The following is a 16253-nucleotide window of genomic DNA, read 5'->3' on the forward strand; positions in this document are numbered from 1 at the left end:
GGAGGACTCTTTGCAGCAGACAATCCCTTTGATGCCGATGTTCAAGGCGCTCCTGGCTCCCGCGCAGGCCGTCCCGGAGGAGGAGGCGGAGAGCCCGGTCCAGCTGGCGAACGACGCGAAACGCGGTGACGTCGACTGGCTCAACGAGGTCCTGGTGCCGCTGGTCTTCCACCAGGACCGTGCGTGGTTCGAGCAGGAGGACAGCTGGGTCGCCGAGTGTCTCGCCGAATGGGCGGACCCGGACACCGAGGGCCTGTTCCACTCCTCGCTGCGGGAGGACGCCGGGCAGAGCGAACTGGAGATGTTCGTCGACACCTTCGGGGGCGTCGTCGAGCAGTGGCGGGTCCAGAACGAGCAGGCCCAGCCGCAGCCGAATCCGGACTTCGATCCCGCGGAGCCCGTCGAGGGCACTCAGTACTACAAGTACGCCAAGCTCCCGGGAACGCATGAGTTCCAGTGGCTCTACGCCTCGGAGCCGGACTCGGCCGACTGGCAGATCCTTCAGGTCCGGTACGACCAGTACGAGCAGGACGCGACCGACGCCGCCCATGGGCACGCGGAGATCATCGAACCCTACGGCGACCACTTCATGAAGGCCGTCGACGGGCGGTGGGTGTTCGGCGCCTCCCGGGACGCGGCCGTCTGGCACGACGAGTACGAGCAGTTGCTGGCGCAGGAGGGCCTGCTTGCGGCCCAGCCCGAACCGGCCCAGCCCGAGCCGGCCCAGCCAGAACCGGCCGAGGCGGTGGTCGAGGAGCCCGCACCGCATGCCCAGAAGGTGGCCATCCTGGAGGCCGTAGCGGACGGGCTGGACGCGCGGGTCTTCGACCCGGAGGCCGAACTCACGGCCGAAGAGGCCGAGGAGATCCTGAGCAGCCAGGCCGGAGAGATGTTCTTCGGGACTGTCACGCAGTTGATGGCCGACGCACAGAAAGCGCAGCTCGAAGAACTGCTCGCGGCGCCCGAGGACTTGAGCGCGGAAGAGCTGAGCGAGCTGCTGGAGCTGGTCCTTTCCCATCAGGCGTGACGCACGGCGCCGGATCCGGCGATGAATTCCCCAGCTGTTCCAAGGAGTGTGCACTATGCCGTTCGACGGCGCGATCGAAGGCCGGAAGAAACCCCTGACCGACCGGGAGAATATGGTCGAGAGCTTCGAGCGCACGATCGGTGCGCTCGACAGACTGATCGACCAGGAGGTCCTCAAGGACGACATCGCGACACTCGGCGAGCGGGTCGTCCAACTGCGGGACAAGAGCCAGGGACTGGTCATCCACCCCAAGATCTGGGACGTACTCAGCAAGAAGTGCGCGGCGATCATGCTCGACACGCACGCCAGCCGGATCTCCGAGCAGCTCACCGGTCAGATCGCGGTCGAGGTGAGCAAGAAGGCGGCGGAGCAGGCGCAGTTGGAGGTCGCCGAGCTGTTCGACAAGCGAATCCGCAGAGCCAAGGACGACTACACCGGCGAGAACCTGCGGAAGAAGGCTCGCGAGCTCTGCGATTCGATCGGTGTCCTCATCGACGGCATCCCCCAGCAGGTCAATGCCATCGACAGCATCCTGGCCGAGGTCGACAAGTTCAAGGAACTCGAATTCGTCAAGGGTGCCCTGAACACCGGGGGCCTGTCCGTGACAGGGGAAGGCGAACTGCGACGGCTGAAGCCGACGTTCGAGAAGTACGACCTCGCGCTCGACAAGGCCCGCACCGCCGTCGAGGATGCTCTTGACGCCGACGAAAAGAAGATCCTCAAGGCCATGCGTGAGGCCCACCAGGTCATCGCCGGGTATTTCCCCGACATGGCGCGCAAGTCCATGGCGACGGCCGCCGCCTACAAGGGCATGACGCTCACGATCGACACGAAAATGCTCGACGCCTATATATATGCGAACAGTTTCACCGCCCGGAACCTTGAGGGTCTCCAGACGCTGGCGGGAACCGGTACGAGCGTCGTCGGGACGGTCCTCGAAGAGACCAACCTCTCGGGATTCTTCCTGCGGGTCGCCGACCTTTTCAACATCGTGAGCAACAAGCTGGCTACCGAGGCAGCGGTGAAGGCGGGGGCCGCCAAGTTCAAGCGGGTGGACGTGAAGGGCAGTCTCTTCACGGCGTACAACGAAAATCCTGACATGTTGTTCAAGAGGCTGCAGGACAACCAGAAGGTGGCGCTCGACATCTTCCTCGGCACACTGCAGGTGGCGGTCGCCGGGGGACTGCTCGCCGCTCCCCCCGGGGCGGGCGAGCTGGTCATGGCGGTGTTCGACCCGGTCGCCGACTTCGTCAAGGACGTTGTCGGAAAGGTCCTCGACCAGCGCGCGGAGCTGGCCGGGAAGAAGATCGAGGAGGCAAGGAGTCAGGGGAAGCTTCCGCTGCCGCAGGAGGGCGGCGAGAAGGCGTTCTGGACGAAGGTCGAAGGTTGCTATGAAAACGGCGCCGACTGGGTCCGGGAAAAGCTCGAACCCCCGCTGAACAAGGCGATCGGCGAGAAGGCCACGGAATTCGCGAAGGGGGTGGCCGACGAGTTGGCCTCCCTGAGCACCCCCACGGAAATTCTCGGGTTCCTCTACTCTCCGGGGTCGGCCGAGGAGGAGGGCGAGGACGGGCCGATCGACCCGGGCGATCTCGCCCATGTCCTGCAGCGCATGATCGTCCAGCCGATCGTGGGCGTGGTGGTCAAGCACTGCGAGATCACACCTGCGGAGTTCTTCTCCGGAGACGAGCTCGCCGGCAAGCTGACCGCCATCAACCTCGCCCAACTGCCCCTCGGCTTCGTGTTGAAGCAGTCCTGGAAGAAGAGCCCGCCACCGCTTCCGGTCGACGAGAAGACGCACCCGGGCGTCGTTCCCGGCGAGATCAACGGCCACCGGGTGACGACGACGGACCGCACCCGGAGCAGGCTGGACGGCCCTGCGGAGTCCCATCTCGTGTACGTCGCACTGGACTTCGGAGGAATCCAGGTCTGGGGAGACTGGAACCCCGGGAAACGGACATGGCAGGCGCGCGACATCCACCGGGACTCGTTCACCAGATGGAGCGGGATCTCCATGGAGAGCACCGTGGACAACGCCCTGGAGAACGCCATGCGCATCAAGGAGAACGACACCGTTCTGCGCGGCACATGGCACGCCATCGTGAGCCCGGAACGGGCCACCACGTACATCGGGTTCCAGGCGGAGGACGGCAAGTGGCGGATCGGCCACTTCATGGATCTGCCGAAGGGGGCCCGCACCCCGGAGTACGGACTCGGCCGGCAGACGGAGAACGTCACCCGGACCCGGACGCGGGACATCGGAGACGTCTTCCGGGCCTGAGTCCGCGTGACCGACAGCCGGAGCGGCACACGAGGAGACCGATGAGCACGCTGCGGGACGCGGACCTCTCACTCGCCAACTGGCTGGAGAGCGTTCTGCCGCCGGGTACCGGCGTCAGGTTCGACGCGCCGCGCGCCGACTGGGAGCGGCCGGTGTCCGGCGCTCCTTTCGTCAGCCTGTTCCTCAGCGACGTCCGCAGGGGCGGGCAGGACCTGCCGCCCTCCGGATGGTCGGAGGTTCGCGACGCCGACGGGCGGCTGGTGGGCAGGCAGCCCGCGGTTCGCCACTACCGGATCTCCTACACGGTCACCGTGTGGTCCGGTGCGGCGGGCGCCGGCCAGGAGGCGTCCGAGGAGGCGTCCCGGCGGGCGATCGAGGAGCACGACCTGCTCGGCCTGCTGATCGACGCCTGCACGAACACCGACACCCTCGCGGACGACCATCTGACGGGAGCCCTGGCCGAGGCCGGGCTCCCGTCCTTCGTGCGCTGCGGGGGCGACGAGCCGGGGCGCTCGACGCAGGGCCTGTGGCCGGGCCTCGGGATCGCGCCGCGCGCGCATCTCGTACTGGAACTGGTGGCGCCCGTGGTGCCGCCGATGGTGACCGACCTCGCGCCGCCGGCCCGCGGGATCGTGCTCGGCGCGGCCCGGTTGCCCGCCCCCGGCCCGACCGGCGAGGCCGCGGCGACGGCCGGTTCAGCCCCGTCCGGCCCGGCACCGGCCGGGGCCGCGGGAACCGTGCGGCGCTGGGAGCGGCGCACGATCACCGAGTCCCGCCGGGCCGCGCCCCGGCCGGGAGACGAGCCGTAGCGCCGCGGTCGCGGCGCGTACGCCTGTCCTGCCTCGCCGGACCGGCCGTGCTGCCCGCGCCCTCAGCCCGCGGTCACCGAGATGTTGGTGGTGATGAACCGCGCGGTGCCCGGCTTCGCCAGCAGCGGGTCGGGCAGGGCGGTCGGAGGCGGCTGAGTGGCGGGCGTCTCCACCGTGAACACGGCCGTGAACGTGCCGCCCCTGATCAGGATCGGCTTGCCGCCGTTGGTGGTTTTCCGCGTCAGGTTCTCCGGCAGCAGGGTGAGTACCAGCTTGCCCGTGCCGGGCTGGGTGAAGGGCGGTGCCGTGTACGCCAGCGGCGCGCGCAGCGCCATCGGCAGTTCGTCTCCCTGGAGGCAGACGGGCGTTCCGCCGACGGTCACGTTCGAGCTCGAACCGGTCAGTGGCAGCGGCGCCGCCAGTGCCGGTACCACCGCGGGCACCGGGATGGTCACTTCGAGCAGGTCCCCGGTTCTGATGACGAAATCCGCCACGCGTCCTCCTGTGCCGTGTCGTGCCCTGTCAGGTCGTGAAGCCGAACAGCTCGATCTCGGAGACGGCGACGGTGGACCCGCTGCTGCCCGGATACACCGCGCCGACCTGTATCCGCACGCTGCTGACGAGTTCCGCGTGGCGGATGGAGAACTCCTGCTCCTGCGAGGTGTCCTTCGGGACGATCGTGAAGGACTCGCCGTTGGAGTACGTCAGCCGCAGTTGGCTGGGCCTGCCGTCCCGGACGTAGGCGGTGCTCGCGCCCGAGTGCAGGATGATCTTCATCAGCGTCACGCGGTGTGCGAACTTGAAGGTGAGGGCCGGTTCGGCCGAGGTCGACCAGGGTGCCAGCCAGTACGTGTCGAGCAGTTCGTCCGCGGCGTTCAGCGCGGGATGTCCGTGCTGCGACGCGTTCGCCGTCACGCTGACGGCGTGGATCGGCGAGAGGTCGTGGGCGACCGCCCCGGTGACCCTGGCCTTCAGGCTCCGCGCCCTGCTGTCGACCGTGTCGCGGAACGGCGGGTACGTGCCGTAGAGCATGCCGCCGAAGAGCAGCGCCACCGCGACGACGATGCGGCCCTTGCGGTAGATCTGCCGGAGCGCCGACTTCGGATCGAAGCCGGGTCGCGCGAGGTGCGCGGCCGACGTGCCGTCCGCCCGGCCGCCGCCCTCGGCCTGCGCGAGCTGGACGACGCGCGGTCCGCGCCTGGGCACGAACCTTCGCCACCACGGTTGCCTGACCTTCACCGCCTCGACCAGCGAGGCGCCGCACCGGCTGCAGAAGCTGCGAGTGCTCGGATTGCCCTCGCCGCACGCCCCGCACACCAGGTCGCCCGGGTGCAGCCGACGGGTCGGCGCGGTCCTGGTCACTGCGACCGCCCGAGCCCGCGCGATCTGCGGCGCCTGTTCGCGGATCTCCCCGGGCGACCGTACCGGGGCGGTGTCGACTCCGGTGGACGCGAGACCGGTGGGCCGCGCATCCGGCGCGTCGGCCCCGGGGGCGGACGCGGACTCGGGGTGCTCGACGGGCGCGACCAGGGCCGCGGCGTCATTCCGCCGGGCCGCGGGTGCCGGCGGCCGGGGTGTCTGCGCAGGTGATGGAGCAGCGGCCGCGCTCCTCCGGGGCGGGGACGGAGGAGGCGGAGGGGGCGTAGCCGTGCCCGCCCGAGCCGCCGACGGCGGGGGCGGAGGAGGCGGCGGGGCAGAGGCTCTCCGGGCCGACGGCGGGGGCGGAGGGGGCGGAGGCGGGGGCGCGGCAGAAGCCCTCCGGGCTGACGGTGGGGGCGGGGGCGGAGGCGGAGGCGGCGCGGCAGAAGCCCTCCGGGCCGGCGGCGGGGGTGGGGGTGGGGGAGCGACGGCCGCACTCTTCCTTGCCGGAGCCGGCGGGGCGGGCGGCGGAGGCGTGGTCGCGCCCGCCCTCGGCCTCGGCGGCGGGGGAGGCGGGGGCGCGCCGGCTCCGGGACGCGGCGCCGCGGGCGCGCCGGGACGCGGGGAAGGCGCCCCCGCAGGGGGTCGTGGCCCGGCCGGCGGTGCCTGCTGCTCCCCTACGGTGGCCTCGGAGGCTTCCGGCCTGGGCCCGGCGATGAAGGTGTTCGCCCCCTGGAGCACGCGCTGGAGCACGCCGACCCGCGGTTCGGAGGCCGTCTGCTCCTGCTCGATCTCCTGGACCACCTCCTGCGCGACCTGCGACGTCTGTTTCTCCCCCGTCCATTCGAGGAAACCGCCGCAGGAGCCGCAGAAGGCGTCGTCCTCCCCGTTGCGGAACCCGCACTTACGACAAACGATCATCTCTCCACGACCTCCAGCCCGTGCGGGACATGCGCGGGTTTCTCGGCGGCGATCAGTTCCTCCAGCGCGGTGACGTCCACCGACGCGCTCCTCGGCAGCGTCACCCGGACGGACAGCCGGGGCACCGCCTCGCCGGGTAGCGGGGTGTTCGGAACCGTCGACCAGCCGACCCCGCCGCTCTCGGCGAGTTCCACCTCCCCGCCGGTGACCAGCTCGACCAGCGTGCGCAGACCTTCGGCGGTGCCTCGCAGCCGGTGGAGCAGCACGGAGTGCGCCACGGCCGCCCGCTGCCGGTCGAGAGGCCAGTTCTCGTCCAGGACCGTGCCCAGCCAGCCGGCGAGCCACCGCACGAAGTCGCCGGGCGCGAGCATCGGGTCGGTATAGGCCGCCAGACAGTCCAGGGTCGAGACGGCCGGGGCGAGCACCTCGTCCAGGGCTCCGGTCCACCGCATCGCCACCGGGTCCTCCTGGAAGACCGCGGGCAGCAGCGTGCCGATCGGATACGGCGTGTCCAGCCCCACCACGGCCGCGCGCATCAGTGTGCCTCCACTCTGACCTGGTGCTCGTACGAGAACACCAGGCTGTTGGCGTCGAGATCGATCCGGCGGGCCTCCTTGCCGCGCACGCCGGTGACCGGGTCGGCGGAGAACAGCCGTACGTCCTCGACCAGTTCGACCCCGGGTATCTGTTGCAGTCGGCCGAAGATCTCGCCGGCCTGCACCGGACGGCCGAACGGCCAGCCGGCACCCTCGGGCCCGCCGCCGGGCAGCGGATTGAGATAGCGGTGGAGGGCTTCGAGCGAGTCCTCGCGCACCCGCTCGGCGTTCACCCGTGGTCGGGCCACCAGCCGGGCGACCACGGTGACGCCGCGGTAGAGCGGCGGTTCGAGCATGACGCGGGTGCCCACGACCCGCGCGCGGTCGAGCCGTTCGGCGATCCGGCGCAGCGTCGGCTCCGGCGGGACGAGGTTCTCGAACAGGATCCGGCCGTCCTGCATGGCCGCGGCCGGGACAACCAGCACCCGGACTCCCCCGGCCTCGGCGGGGTCCTCGCCGGTCGGCACGCAGCGCACCCGGGCGATCTCCGGCGCCGCCTCGCGGGTCAGGATCTCGTAGTCCTCCGCCGTCACCGCGCGGCTGCGGGTACGCAGCAGCAGCGGCCCGCGGTCCTTCGCCTCGCCGAGGGTCTCCCCGTCCACCCCGCCATGAGCCGGGCGCCGGTTCTCCACGGCGGAGACCGCCGGGACCGAGGACTTGAGCCGGCAGACCGACCCGGCCGCGACGTTCCCACGGGCGCCGCCTCCGGTCGCGTACCCGCGGATGCGCACCTCGGCGCCCTTCTCGGGTACGGCACCGTACCGGCGCAGGCTCCCATCGGTCTCGCGTACCGCCGGGCCGAACAGGACGAGTCCCGAGACCGCGTCCAGGGCGAAGTGCCGGTCCTCCGGCCGGCTGTCCGCGAAGTGCTCGACCTCGGTCCACTCCAGCCAGCCGTCCGGTGAGCTGGTCTCCACGACCGGCGGGCCGTAACCGGCCAGCACCGGAGAGTGCCGGAGCGGGAACTGCTGCCCGGGCACGCCCTCCGCCCGGTCCAGCTTCTCGAGAGCGACCGGTTCGGCGTGCATGGCCTCGACCGTGCCGCCGATCGTGCAGACGGTCAGTCCGTCGACCACGGGCGAGTCCGTGTACGGGGGTTGTCCCTCCTCGGGCTCGGTGACCCGGGCCCTGATCCACCCGGCGCGGTCGCCGTCGACCACGCTCGCCCGATGCGCGGTCGGCACGTGCAGGACGATCGCGCCCGAGGTGTTCAGGCCCCCGGTCTCGTCGAGCCCCGTCTCGCACTCCGTCCAGCCGTCGCCCGTCCATGCCTCCCAGATCAGCGGGGCGTGTTTCGGATTGACCCCCACCCCCTCGACCCGGCCGCGGAATCCCAGTCGGATCGCGCACCCGGGCACCGGGTCGGTGAGACCGATCATCAGCGCGTCCCCGATCCCGGGGCGTCGGCGGAACGCGGGGAACGGCCTGCCGTCCGAGAGCAGCCGGGAGCGGTCCGCGGTCCCGGCCGGCCGGCCGTCCTCGGTGGCCGTGCCGGTCGGTCCGCCCTCGGACTCCGATTCGGCCGCGGTCCTGATCCTGGCGAGCGAACAGGGCACGACGGCCAGGTCCGCCCGGGTGGTGAAGACGACCGACTCGGTGGTGGCCGTACGAAGCGTCCCCACGCGGGTGCCCGCGGCGATCGTCAGCCGCGCGCGGGCGGGACTGGAGAGCCAGAAGGTGACGGGTACGCGCGCCGGGGTGGGCGGGAGGATGCGCAGGCCGATCAGGTTCAGGAAGGTGACATAAAGCCGGTCGGGCACCTGGTTGAGCCGGAAGAGCAGCTGGTCGGTCATATGGGCGAAGGTCTCGATCAGGGTGATGCCCGGGTCGGAGACGTTGTGGTCGGTCCACTCCGGGCAGCGCTGCATCACCAGGTGTTTGGCCTCGTAGACGAGGTCCTGGAACCGGCGGTCGTCGAGATCGGGGGCCGGCAGGGGCATCAGTACTCGCCTTCTTCGTGCTCGGGGATGGTGTAGAAGGGGAAGACGAGGTTGCGCGGGCTGTTGGTGCCGGGCACGACGTAGCGGATGTCGATGTAGAGCAGGCCCGGCTGCTCCTCGTCGGGGTACACGTCCACCTCGGCCACGTCAACGCGTGGCTCCCACTGCTCGATCGCGTCCTTGACCACGTCGGCTATCTCGGCGGCCTTGTGGACGCCGGCCCCGTCGAAGATGTAGTCCCGCAGGGTGCTGCCGAACCGCGGCCGCATCGGGCGCTCTCCGGGATAGGTCTCCAGGATCAGCCGCATCGACTGCTCCAGTTTGGCGGTCCCGGAAACCATGGTCGGCGCCCCGGTGGGTTCGAAGCCGAACGGGAACGACCAGCCGGTGCCGGTGAAGTCGGTCATCGCCGTCCCTCATCCGCCCAGCGAGACGGACGCGCCGGAGAGGGAGACGGTGCCCTGACTCTGGATGGTGAGCGAGCCGGCGGACTTCAGGGTCAGCGAGTTCCCGCCGTCGATGGTCACCGTTCCGCCCTCGCCGGTCACTATGTTGACGGTCCCGGCCCGGCCGCACCTGATGGTGAGCTGCCCCGCCGGGTCGGTGGGCGCGCAGGTGAGCTCCACCGCCCCCCGTACCACGTCGACGCCGAGCCCCAGCCCGCCGTCGCCGGTGCCCAGCGCGATCCGCGACTGCTCCGGCTTCGGCCCCTCGCCCATCTCGTCCTGGAACACCAGCCGGTTGCCCGAGGCCGAGACGAACCCGCGGCGCGCGACCGACGAGTCCGCGCCGCCCGGCCCCTGCCGGACGGCGCTGCCGCCGAGGCTGTAGGCGCTGTGCTCGGTGACGAGGCCGCCGAGCACGTAGGGACGGCGCGGATCGCCGAACTCGAACCCGACCAGGACCTCGTCGCCGACCTCGGGCAGGAACATCGCGCCGCTGCGCCGGCCGGCGCCGAACTGCACGACCGGGGCCCAGTCGGTGCGCACGTCCGGGGACAGCCACGGCAGCGTCAGCCGCACCCGGGCGTGGTCGCCGCCGATGTCGTCGACGACGGCGCAGACGAGACCGGGGATCCGCATCGGGTCGGTGCCGTCGGCCGCGGTCAGGCCGAGCAGGGAGCGGTCGTGCGCGCCGCCCGCGGCGAACTCGGTGTGGTAGCCGTTCTCCGCCAGGTCGAACACGTGCCGGGCACGGGTGACCAGCCAGACGGCGGGAAAGTGTCCGGGAATTCCGGAGACCTTGACGGAGGCGCCGGCGCGGATCGCGGGGTCGCCCAGCGCGTCCCCCTCCGCCTCGGCGAAGGTCCCGCCGACGGACGCGGCCAGAGCCGCGGACGCGGCCTCGACGTCCGCGACCGGCAAGGTGCCCACGACATGGGCGGTCGGGCTCGGCGGGGGGCCGAGGCCCTCCCCTGCCCCGAGGCCCTCCCCGGGCTCCAGGCCCTGCCCGCCCGCCGCGACGGCGCCCAGCGGACCTTCGGCGGCCGCGCTGAAGAGCGCCGTGACCTCGGTCAGGCCCCGCGGGCGCTCGGTGGGGGCGGTGGCGGAGGGCGCCGGTGCCGAGGGCACGGCGGAGAGCGTCGCCCGCAGCGGGTCCCAGACCCGCACCTCGACCTCGGGGGCCAGGTTCCCCGCTGTGACGCGCGGTTCGAAGCGCAGCAGCGGGCCGGGTATGGCCAGCTCCGGCAGACCTCTGTGGGAGTCTGCGAGCGTGGAGGCCTTCCGGAAGTAGAAGTCCCCCTCGGACATGCCGAATTCAAAGCCGATCTCGCGTGCCCGCTGGGCCAGGAACTCCCAGTCGCTCTGGTTGCACTGCAGCAGGTGCTCGTGGACGGTCTGCGTCGCAGAGATCCTGCCGACCGGCAGTCCCGCCTCCTCGGCGATCCGCCGGGCGATGTCCGAGTCGGTCGCGTCGTCGAACGACCTTGTCCTGCGCGCCCGTTGCAGCCGGTGGCACAGGTCGTAACCGCGTACCACGGTCCGCCCCACCGTGCCCTGGTAGTACCCCTCGATCGCGGTGACCTCGCCGACGACCAGTCGGCCGCCCGGCCCGGACCCGACGCGCACCTCGATGCGCGTCCCGATCCGGAGACCGGCCTGGTCCAGCGCGGCACCGGTGAGGTCCGCGAAGCCGAGCGCGAACATCGACGGCAGCAGCAGGTGGGTGCTGACCTCGGTGCGCACCAGGGACCTCGCGGCGGCGCCGGACAGCTCCCGGCCCGGACCGGCGCCGACCAGTACCGTCGGCCACACGGTGGCGCCGAGGTCCGACGACACGGTCATCGCTCACTCTCCTGCGTGCTCGGCAGGTACACGCGCGTCCCGGGCCGCACGCGCAGCGGGTCGTCGAACCGGTTCGCCGCGGCGATCTCCCGCCAGTGCTCCGGCCCGCCGTAGCACCGCGTGGCGAGTTCGGGCAGGGACTCGGCACCGGAGAGCAGGTGGGTGCGGCGCCCCGCGAGGCCGCCCGAGCTCGGATTGGTCGGCCCCGGGATGTCGGGGATCGAATGGAGCGTCAGGTCGACGGTGGCCCGTACGGGCGTCCCGGACGGACTGAACCGGGTGTACGTGACCGTCACCTGGTTGAGGTGGACGAGGTAGACCTGAGAGCCCCAGATGAACTTCAGCCGGGGCAGCTCGCTCCGCTGCGTGGACGTCTTGTCTCTGCTGTCCACGAAGTGGGACCAGGTGAGCAGGCGCAGGCAGGTGCGCGCCACGTTCGTGCCGTCGAAGGTCAGCGAGCGCAGGTTGATGCTCGTGGTGCCCTTCGCCTTCTCGACCTCTTCGACGGATATGGCGGACAGTTCGACCTTCGCCCTCGGGTCGGAGATCCCGGCGGGTTTCTCGCCCTTCTTCTGCAGACCGGCGGTCGGTGCCACCGGCGCCGAGTGCGAGATCACGATGGTCGCCGGGTTGAAGTCGAACTCGACGTAGTCGGCGGCGGCGGTGGACTTCGCCGGGCCGAGTTTGGCGTTGCCGTCCGGGGCCAGCGGGGGTGCCGGGGCCCGTGGGATGCGCCGCGCGGCCATGGCCGCGCGCTGCTTCTGCACCATCTCGGGGGTGACGCTCATGAGTCCGGCTCCTATGTGTGGACGGCGGCGGAGGCCGGCAGGAAGCCCTCGTGTTCGAGGGTCAGCGTCTCGATCGCGACCGCGTTCTGCTTCGCGTCCAGGACGGGGCCGCTCCACGACACCGGGTACGCGTTGCGCAGGCTCCAGGAGGCGACGACGTTCTGGTGCACGTCCTGGAGGGCGATGTCCACGGTCCCCTTCGGCGCCCTGGCGCTCTTCTCGTCGCAGTTCATCCAGGTCGTGACCAGCTTGCCGAGCCAGCCCTGCAACGCCTGTGACGGCTGCCTCTCCATCGCCCTTTCCAGGACGACCGGGGAGTAGGACACCTGGGCGGGCAGCTTCACCTCGCCGCTGTAGTCACCGCCGACCTTGATCGTCTCGGTCCGGAAGTCGACCTTCAGGCCCTTGCACGAGGACCATTCACCGAGTCGGTCGATACCGTCGCCGTTGGAGAAGGCGACGGTGAAGCGCATGGACAGGCCGTAGTACCGGAACGCGCTGTCGGCGGCCGCGCTGCGCGCCGCCGAGGCCGCGGTGGACGCGGCTGTGCCGCCGGCCTGGGCGAGGGGGAGGCCGAGTCGGCCGCCGCCCTGCCCGGCTGCGGAGGCGAAGGACGCGATGCTCACTGACGGGATGCCTTTCTGGTGCGTTGGTCCTGGTGGTCAGAACGGCGAGATCATCGGCGAAGTCGGGGACAGCGCCGAGGAGTTCAGGTCGTCCTCGAGAAAGCCGGTGTGGGCGAGCCTGAGCGTCTCGACCGCGGGCTTGGCACCGGCCGCGTCGAAGGAATCGACGGACCAGGCGATGGGGAAGAACTCGCTCAGGCGCCACTGGACCATCGGGATCCCGGCGAAGTCGACGAGCTGGATCGTGCCGCTCTGCGGCTGCGGGTTCTTCGAGGTCTGCGTCAGCCAGTGCTGCACGACTCGCGAGTAGGGCCCGGCCGCCCGGCTGAGCGTGATCGGCTCGTACCTGGTGGCGCCGGGGAAGAGCCAGACCTGGTTGCCGCTGTCTCCGACCCGGTGCTCGACCTGTTGCCAGGACACCGACAGGCCCGTCACCCTGGACCAGTCGCCGAAGTGGTAGGCGACGTTGTCGATCAGCACCGAGTACCGGTGGCTCATGCCGACCGTCAGTGGACCGGCGATGTTCTGGGCCTGCTCGGCCGCGCCGCGCAGCGATCCCATCATGCTCATGGTTCCCCTGACTCCCGTCCGTCTCGTCCGTCTCGTCCGTTGGATCTCGTCTATCTCGCCCAGCCGAACGGCCCGGCCGCACCGAGCCGGCCCGCGCGTTCGCGGTCGACCAGGAGTTCGCGCCGGAGCCGTCTGTGGATCTTTTCGTAGACCTGGACGGCCACTTCCTCGATGTCGCCCGGGTCGTCGAGGTCGAGCGGACGGCGACCGCTCAGCTCGATGAGCCTGTCCCTGACCGAGAGCAGCTCCTCGTCGAAGGGCACCGGCGTCCGGGCCGTCTGTGCCCCGGTCACCGGTGCCTGGGACGCCGGGGACCCGGACGGCGTCCCGTCCCCGGGCGCGGTCGTCGCCGTCGGCGGCTGCGGGGGCTCGACCGCGCGTGGCCCGACCATGGCCGTCACGTCACCGGGCTGCCGCTGCACCCCGCTCGCGGGCGCCGTGTGCCACGGTGCGGTCCACGATGCCGCGGGTGCCGCGCCGGCTTCCGCCGGTTCCGCCTCCAGGCCGCGCGCCCACCGCTCGGTCGCCACGGCCTGCGCCTCCAGAGCGCTGCCGCTGTCGGAGTCCTCAGGAGGAAGAGCAGGGCCGAGGGTGCGCTGCTGGGCGGCGTGGGTGAGTTCGTGCGCGAGCAGTCCGCGCGCGACCGGCTGGTCGAACGGCCCCTCGTCCGCGGGCAGGAACACCTCGCCGTTCCGGGTGAAGGCACGGGCACCGAGTGACCGTGCCTCGGCCGCCACCTCGGGACCGCGGTGGATGGGCACGTCGGAGACGTCCACGCCGTGCGCCCGCCGCACGGCGTGGACGAGTTCGCTCGGGGCCGTCCGGTCCGGCGGCGGGAAGGGTGCGGGCGGTTGCGGCTCGGGCTCGGGGCGGGCGCCGTCCGGCCGACGCCGCGCACGCGGACGTACCAGGGGTCTGCCCATGGGAGTGGTCGCGGGGGTGGTCGGCGTCGGTGCGGCGCCGGTCGGGCGGGATGTCCCGGCCGCCGGTGGAGTCGACCGCTCGCCGGGAACGAAACGGTAGACCGGACGGGCCGGAAGCGGCGTCGACGGGCGCACGTCCTCCTCGTCGACGGCCCCGCCCTGAACCTCTGTCCCGCTGCCGTCCGGGGTCTGCGCGTGCGGTTCCGGTTCCCTCGGCTCCGGCGACGTGCGCTCGCGCGGCGACCGGGCACGGGACGGTGTGCCGGGGGAAGGCCACTGCGGTCTGACGATCGGGGCCGCGAGGCCGAGCACGGGCGCCTCGGGACCGCCGGCACCACGCCGCACGTCCGGGGCGACGTCCGGGGCGACGTCCGACGCGAGGCGTGGCGTCGGACCGGCATCCGCGAGGCGTGGCGACCGATCCACGTCGGCGTCGGGGTCGGGGTCGGGGTCGAGGACCGCGTCAGCGACCGCGACCGAGACCGCGTCGGCGTCGGCGTCGGCGACCACGTCAACGTCGGCGGCCGGAGCGGGCGACGAGCCGGCCTCGGCCGCACGAGTGCGCCCGGGCCGCTCGTCCTGGACTTCGGGCTCGGGAGCATCGAGGGAGTCGGCGGGTGACTCCACCGGCATCCGCGCGTCCGGAGAGACCGGCCGACGAAGCGGGTTGCCGAGGCCGAGCCGTCGGCTCTCGGCGAGGGAGGCGCGGCGCGCCGCCTTCGGCCCTCCCGTACGCGGCTCCCGCGACGGCCGGGGCGGTGCGGCCGTCGCCTCGCTCGACCACGAGGTGCCGCCCCCGGGCATCGGCGGCTCAGCACCCTGCCGCGGAGGTGAGGCGGCTCCGGCCTCGGTCGCCCACGGCGGACGGTAGGACTCAAGCATGCGCAGCCAGTCCGAGGGGGCGTTGGGCACGTCCTCGGGCGCAGGAGCCGCGGAGCCCTTGGGTGCCTCGTCGGACGTGGCATCGCCCACGTACTCGTCCGCGGCCGCCACCAGGTTCGGCCGGGGCCCGGCGGACGCGAGTACCCGCGGGGCGAACCGAGGCCCCGCAGGCGGCGTCCTCGGGCTGGGGCCGCGTTCCGGTACGGGCGCCCACCGCCGACCACCTGCCGAGGGCAGCACGACCGTCTCCTGCTCGGGCGGCGCTTCGGCGCGGACGGCGACCAGTCCCGTCACCCGTCCGGCGACCGGCTCCACAGCGGGAACCACACCCCGTTGAGAGGGGGCCAGGTGCCCCGGGGTGCCCGTAGCCCGACGGCTTGCCGGACGAGTGCGAAGCGGCGCGTGGAGCAGAGGCGTGGACCGGTCGGCCGCGACCACGCCCATCGAGGCGGCCGCGGTCAGCGGCGGCCGTCCGAGGGTCGGGACGAGAGGCGGCAGCCGTCGCCAGTGGGTGTTGCCGGGCGGCAGACCGAGGCCGGGCCGCGCGTCGCGGGTCTCGCGGGTCTCGCGGCGCCACCGTCGAGGCAGCCAACGCATCTCGTTTCCTCTCCGTACACCGAGGCCGGGACCAGGGCTAGAAGGTCTGGGCAGGTCCCGCCGCGCCGCTGTCGAGGCGGCCGTGGATCCGGCCGATCTCCTCGATCACCCGGGCCCTCACCGGGTGTTCGAGATCGAGAATCTCCCGCAGCGGCCAGTGCAGGTAGTAAGCGAGGTACACGGCCTCCTCCCAGAGCCGGTCGGCCGTGTACATCAGGATTCCCCCGGGACATCACCGGCGATGTCCACCGCGAATCCGTGCCCGCAGGCGGGACAGTCGACGTCGGCCTCGGTGTGCCCTTCCTGGTTGATCCGCCGGTACAGGTCCTGGAGGAAGGCGAGATCGGAGGCGAACAGGTTCTCGATCACCAGGTTGTCCACCCCGGGGACCGAGCCGAGCCGGGTCACCGTACGTGCGAGAAGCAGCACGCTGAGGTAGGCGGGGTTCTGCCTGACCCGCGGATCGCTCTGGCTCGCTATCTCGTCGCGTGCCGTGGCCAGGCGCAGCACGCCCTCCCGGTGCAATGTGCCCTGCTCGTCCACGTAGCCACGGGGCAGCACGAACGGGTAACGGGTCGTCAGCCCGGCCGCCGAGCCGGGCGGTACACCCTCGACGCCGGCGGCGGACGGTTGCGTCAGCATGACCTCT

General features: G+C 71.8%; 15 protein-coding genes. 3 read left to right on the plus strand and 12 right to left on the minus strand.

Annotated elements, in window-relative coordinates:
• The first annotated feature begins 31 nt into the window (after positions 1 to 31).
• Genes ACGF5O_RS06545 through ACGF5O_RS06555 form a run of 3 tightly spaced genes read left to right on the plus strand, consistent with a single transcriptional unit; the run spans position 32 to position 4117 of the window.
• Positions 32 to 1027, plus strand: coding sequence for a hypothetical protein (locus ACGF5O_RS06545; protein ID WP_393808777.1), 996 nt, complete (start codon positions 32 to 34; stop codon positions 1025 to 1027).
• Between the two features lie 55 nt (positions 1028 to 1082).
• On the plus strand, positions 1083 to 3308 hold the full coding sequence (locus ACGF5O_RS06550) for a hypothetical protein (RefSeq protein ID WP_393808778.1): 2226 nt from the start codon (positions 1083 to 1085) through the stop codon (positions 3306 to 3308).
• A gap of 41 nt (positions 3309 to 3349) precedes the next feature.
• Positions 3350 to 4117 (plus strand): Pvc16 family protein, encoded by a 768-nt coding sequence (locus ACGF5O_RS06555; protein ID WP_393808779.1) that lies wholly within the window; start codon positions 3350 to 3352, stop codon positions 4115 to 4117.
• Between the two features lie 62 nt (positions 4118 to 4179).
• On the opposite strand, the gene ACGF5O_RS06560 is transcribed toward ACGF5O_RS06555, so the two are convergent.
• The 12 genes from ACGF5O_RS06560 to ACGF5O_RS06615 form a co-directional block, all read right to left on the minus strand.
• Positions 4180 to 4611, minus strand: a complete 432-nt coding sequence (locus ACGF5O_RS06560) for a hypothetical protein (protein ID WP_385679847.1) — start codon at positions 4609 to 4611, stop codon at positions 4180 to 4182.
• A 28-nt stretch (positions 4612 to 4639) separates the two neighbouring features.
• Positions 4640 to 5323, minus strand: coding sequence for a discoidin domain-containing protein (locus ACGF5O_RS06565; RefSeq protein ID WP_393808780.1), 684 nt, complete (start codon positions 5321 to 5323; stop codon positions 4640 to 4642).
• A 1070-nt stretch (positions 5324 to 6393) separates the two neighbouring features.
• Positions 6394 to 6933, minus strand: a complete 540-nt coding sequence (locus ACGF5O_RS06570) for a phage tail protein (RefSeq protein WP_393808781.1) — start codon at positions 6931 to 6933, stop codon at positions 6394 to 6396.
• Positions 6933 to 8933, minus strand: a complete 2001-nt coding sequence (locus tag ACGF5O_RS06575) for a putative baseplate assembly protein (protein ID WP_393808782.1) — start codon at positions 8931 to 8933, stop codon at positions 6933 to 6935. Before ACGF5O_RS06575 ends, ACGF5O_RS06570 begins: the two co-directional genes overlap by 1 nt.
• A complete protein-coding gene (locus ACGF5O_RS06580; protein WP_385679839.1) occupies positions 8933 to 9340 on the minus strand; it encodes a GPW/gp25 family protein in 408 nt (135 codons plus the stop codon). The genes ACGF5O_RS06575 and ACGF5O_RS06580 overlap by 1 nt, the downstream gene beginning before the upstream one ends.
• Positions 9341 to 9349: 9 nt before the next feature.
• Positions 9350 to 11218, minus strand: coding sequence for a phage baseplate assembly protein V (locus ACGF5O_RS06585; protein ID WP_393808783.1), 1869 nt, complete (start codon positions 11216 to 11218; stop codon positions 9350 to 9352).
• Positions 11215 to 12006 (minus strand): hypothetical protein, encoded by a 792-nt coding sequence (locus ACGF5O_RS06590; RefSeq protein WP_384031103.1) that lies wholly within the window; start codon positions 12004 to 12006, stop codon positions 11215 to 11217. Before ACGF5O_RS06590 ends, ACGF5O_RS06585 begins: the two co-directional genes overlap by 4 nt.
• Before the next feature lie 11 nt (positions 12007 to 12017).
• Complete coding sequence (locus ACGF5O_RS06595) at positions 12018 to 12632, minus strand: phage tail protein (RefSeq protein ID WP_384031101.1); 615 nt, start codon at positions 12630 to 12632, stop codon at positions 12018 to 12020.
• Positions 12633 to 12668: 36 nt separating this feature from the next.
• A complete protein-coding gene (locus ACGF5O_RS06600; protein ID WP_384031099.1) occupies positions 12669 to 13202 on the minus strand; it encodes a phage tail protein in 534 nt (177 codons plus the stop codon).
• Positions 13203 to 13252: 50 nt separating this feature from the next.
• Positions 13253 to 15604, minus strand: coding sequence for a DUF4157 domain-containing protein (locus tag ACGF5O_RS06605; RefSeq protein ID WP_393808784.1), 2352 nt, complete (start codon positions 15602 to 15604; stop codon positions 13253 to 13255).
• A gap of 37 nt (positions 15605 to 15641) precedes the next feature.
• Positions 15642 to 15818, minus strand: coding sequence for a DUF6760 family protein (locus ACGF5O_RS06610; RefSeq protein WP_384031095.1), 177 nt, complete (start codon positions 15816 to 15818; stop codon positions 15642 to 15644).
• A complete protein-coding gene (locus tag ACGF5O_RS06615; RefSeq protein WP_393808785.1) occupies positions 15818 to 16246 on the minus strand; it encodes a hypothetical protein in 429 nt (142 codons plus the stop codon). The genes ACGF5O_RS06610 and ACGF5O_RS06615 overlap by 1 nt, the downstream gene beginning before the upstream one ends.
• Positions 16247 to 16253: the final 7 nt, after the last annotated feature.

The organism is Streptomyces sp. NPDC048291, assembly GCF_043201715.1.
Taxonomy (GTDB): Bacteria; Actinomycetota; Actinomycetes; order Streptomycetales; family Streptomycetaceae; genus Streptomyces.

Bases quoted from the DNA above. Each gene is read 5' to 3' on its own strand.
- ACGF5O_RS06580 (WP_385679839.1), bottom strand. From the start codon at position 9,340: ATGACCGACTTCACCGGCACCGGCTGGTCGTTCCCGTTCGGCTTCGAA.
- ACGF5O_RS06610 (WP_384031095.1), bottom strand. From the start codon at position 15,818: ATGTACACGGCCGACCGGCTCTGGGAGGAGGCCGTGTACCTCGCTTAC.
- ACGF5O_RS06590 (WP_384031103.1), bottom strand. From the start codon at position 12,006: ATGAGCGTCACCCCCGAGATGGTGCAGAAGCAGCGCGCGGCCATGGCC.
- ACGF5O_RS06545 (WP_393808777.1), top strand. From the start codon at position 32: ATGCCGATGTTCAAGGCGCTCCTGGCTCCCGCGCAGGCCGTCCCGGAG.
- ACGF5O_RS06615 (WP_393808785.1), bottom strand. From the start codon at position 16,246: ATGCTGACGCAACCGTCCGCCGCCGGCGTCGAGGGTGTACCGCCCGGC.
- ACGF5O_RS06605 (WP_393808784.1), bottom strand. From the start codon at position 15,604: ATGCGTTGGCTGCCTCGACGGTGGCGCCGCGAGACCCGCGAGACCCGC.
- ACGF5O_RS06550 (WP_393808778.1), top strand. From the start codon at position 1,083: ATGCCGTTCGACGGCGCGATCGAAGGCCGGAAGAAACCCCTGACCGAC.
- ACGF5O_RS06585 (WP_393808783.1), bottom strand. From the start codon at position 11,218: ATGACCGTGTCGTCGGACCTCGGCGCCACCGTGTGGCCGACGGTACTG.
- ACGF5O_RS06600 (WP_384031099.1), bottom strand. From the start codon at position 13,202: ATGAGCATGATGGGATCGCTGCGCGGCGCGGCCGAGCAGGCCCAGAAC.
- ACGF5O_RS06570 (WP_393808781.1), bottom strand. From the start codon at position 6,933: ATGCGCGCGGCCGTGGTGGGGCTGGACACGCCGTATCCGATCGGCACG.
- ACGF5O_RS06575 (WP_393808782.1), bottom strand. From the start codon at position 8,933: ATGCCCCTGCCGGCCCCCGATCTCGACGACCGCCGGTTCCAGGACCTC.
- ACGF5O_RS06555 (WP_393808779.1), top strand. From the start codon at position 3,350: ATGAGCACGCTGCGGGACGCGGACCTCTCACTCGCCAACTGGCTGGAG.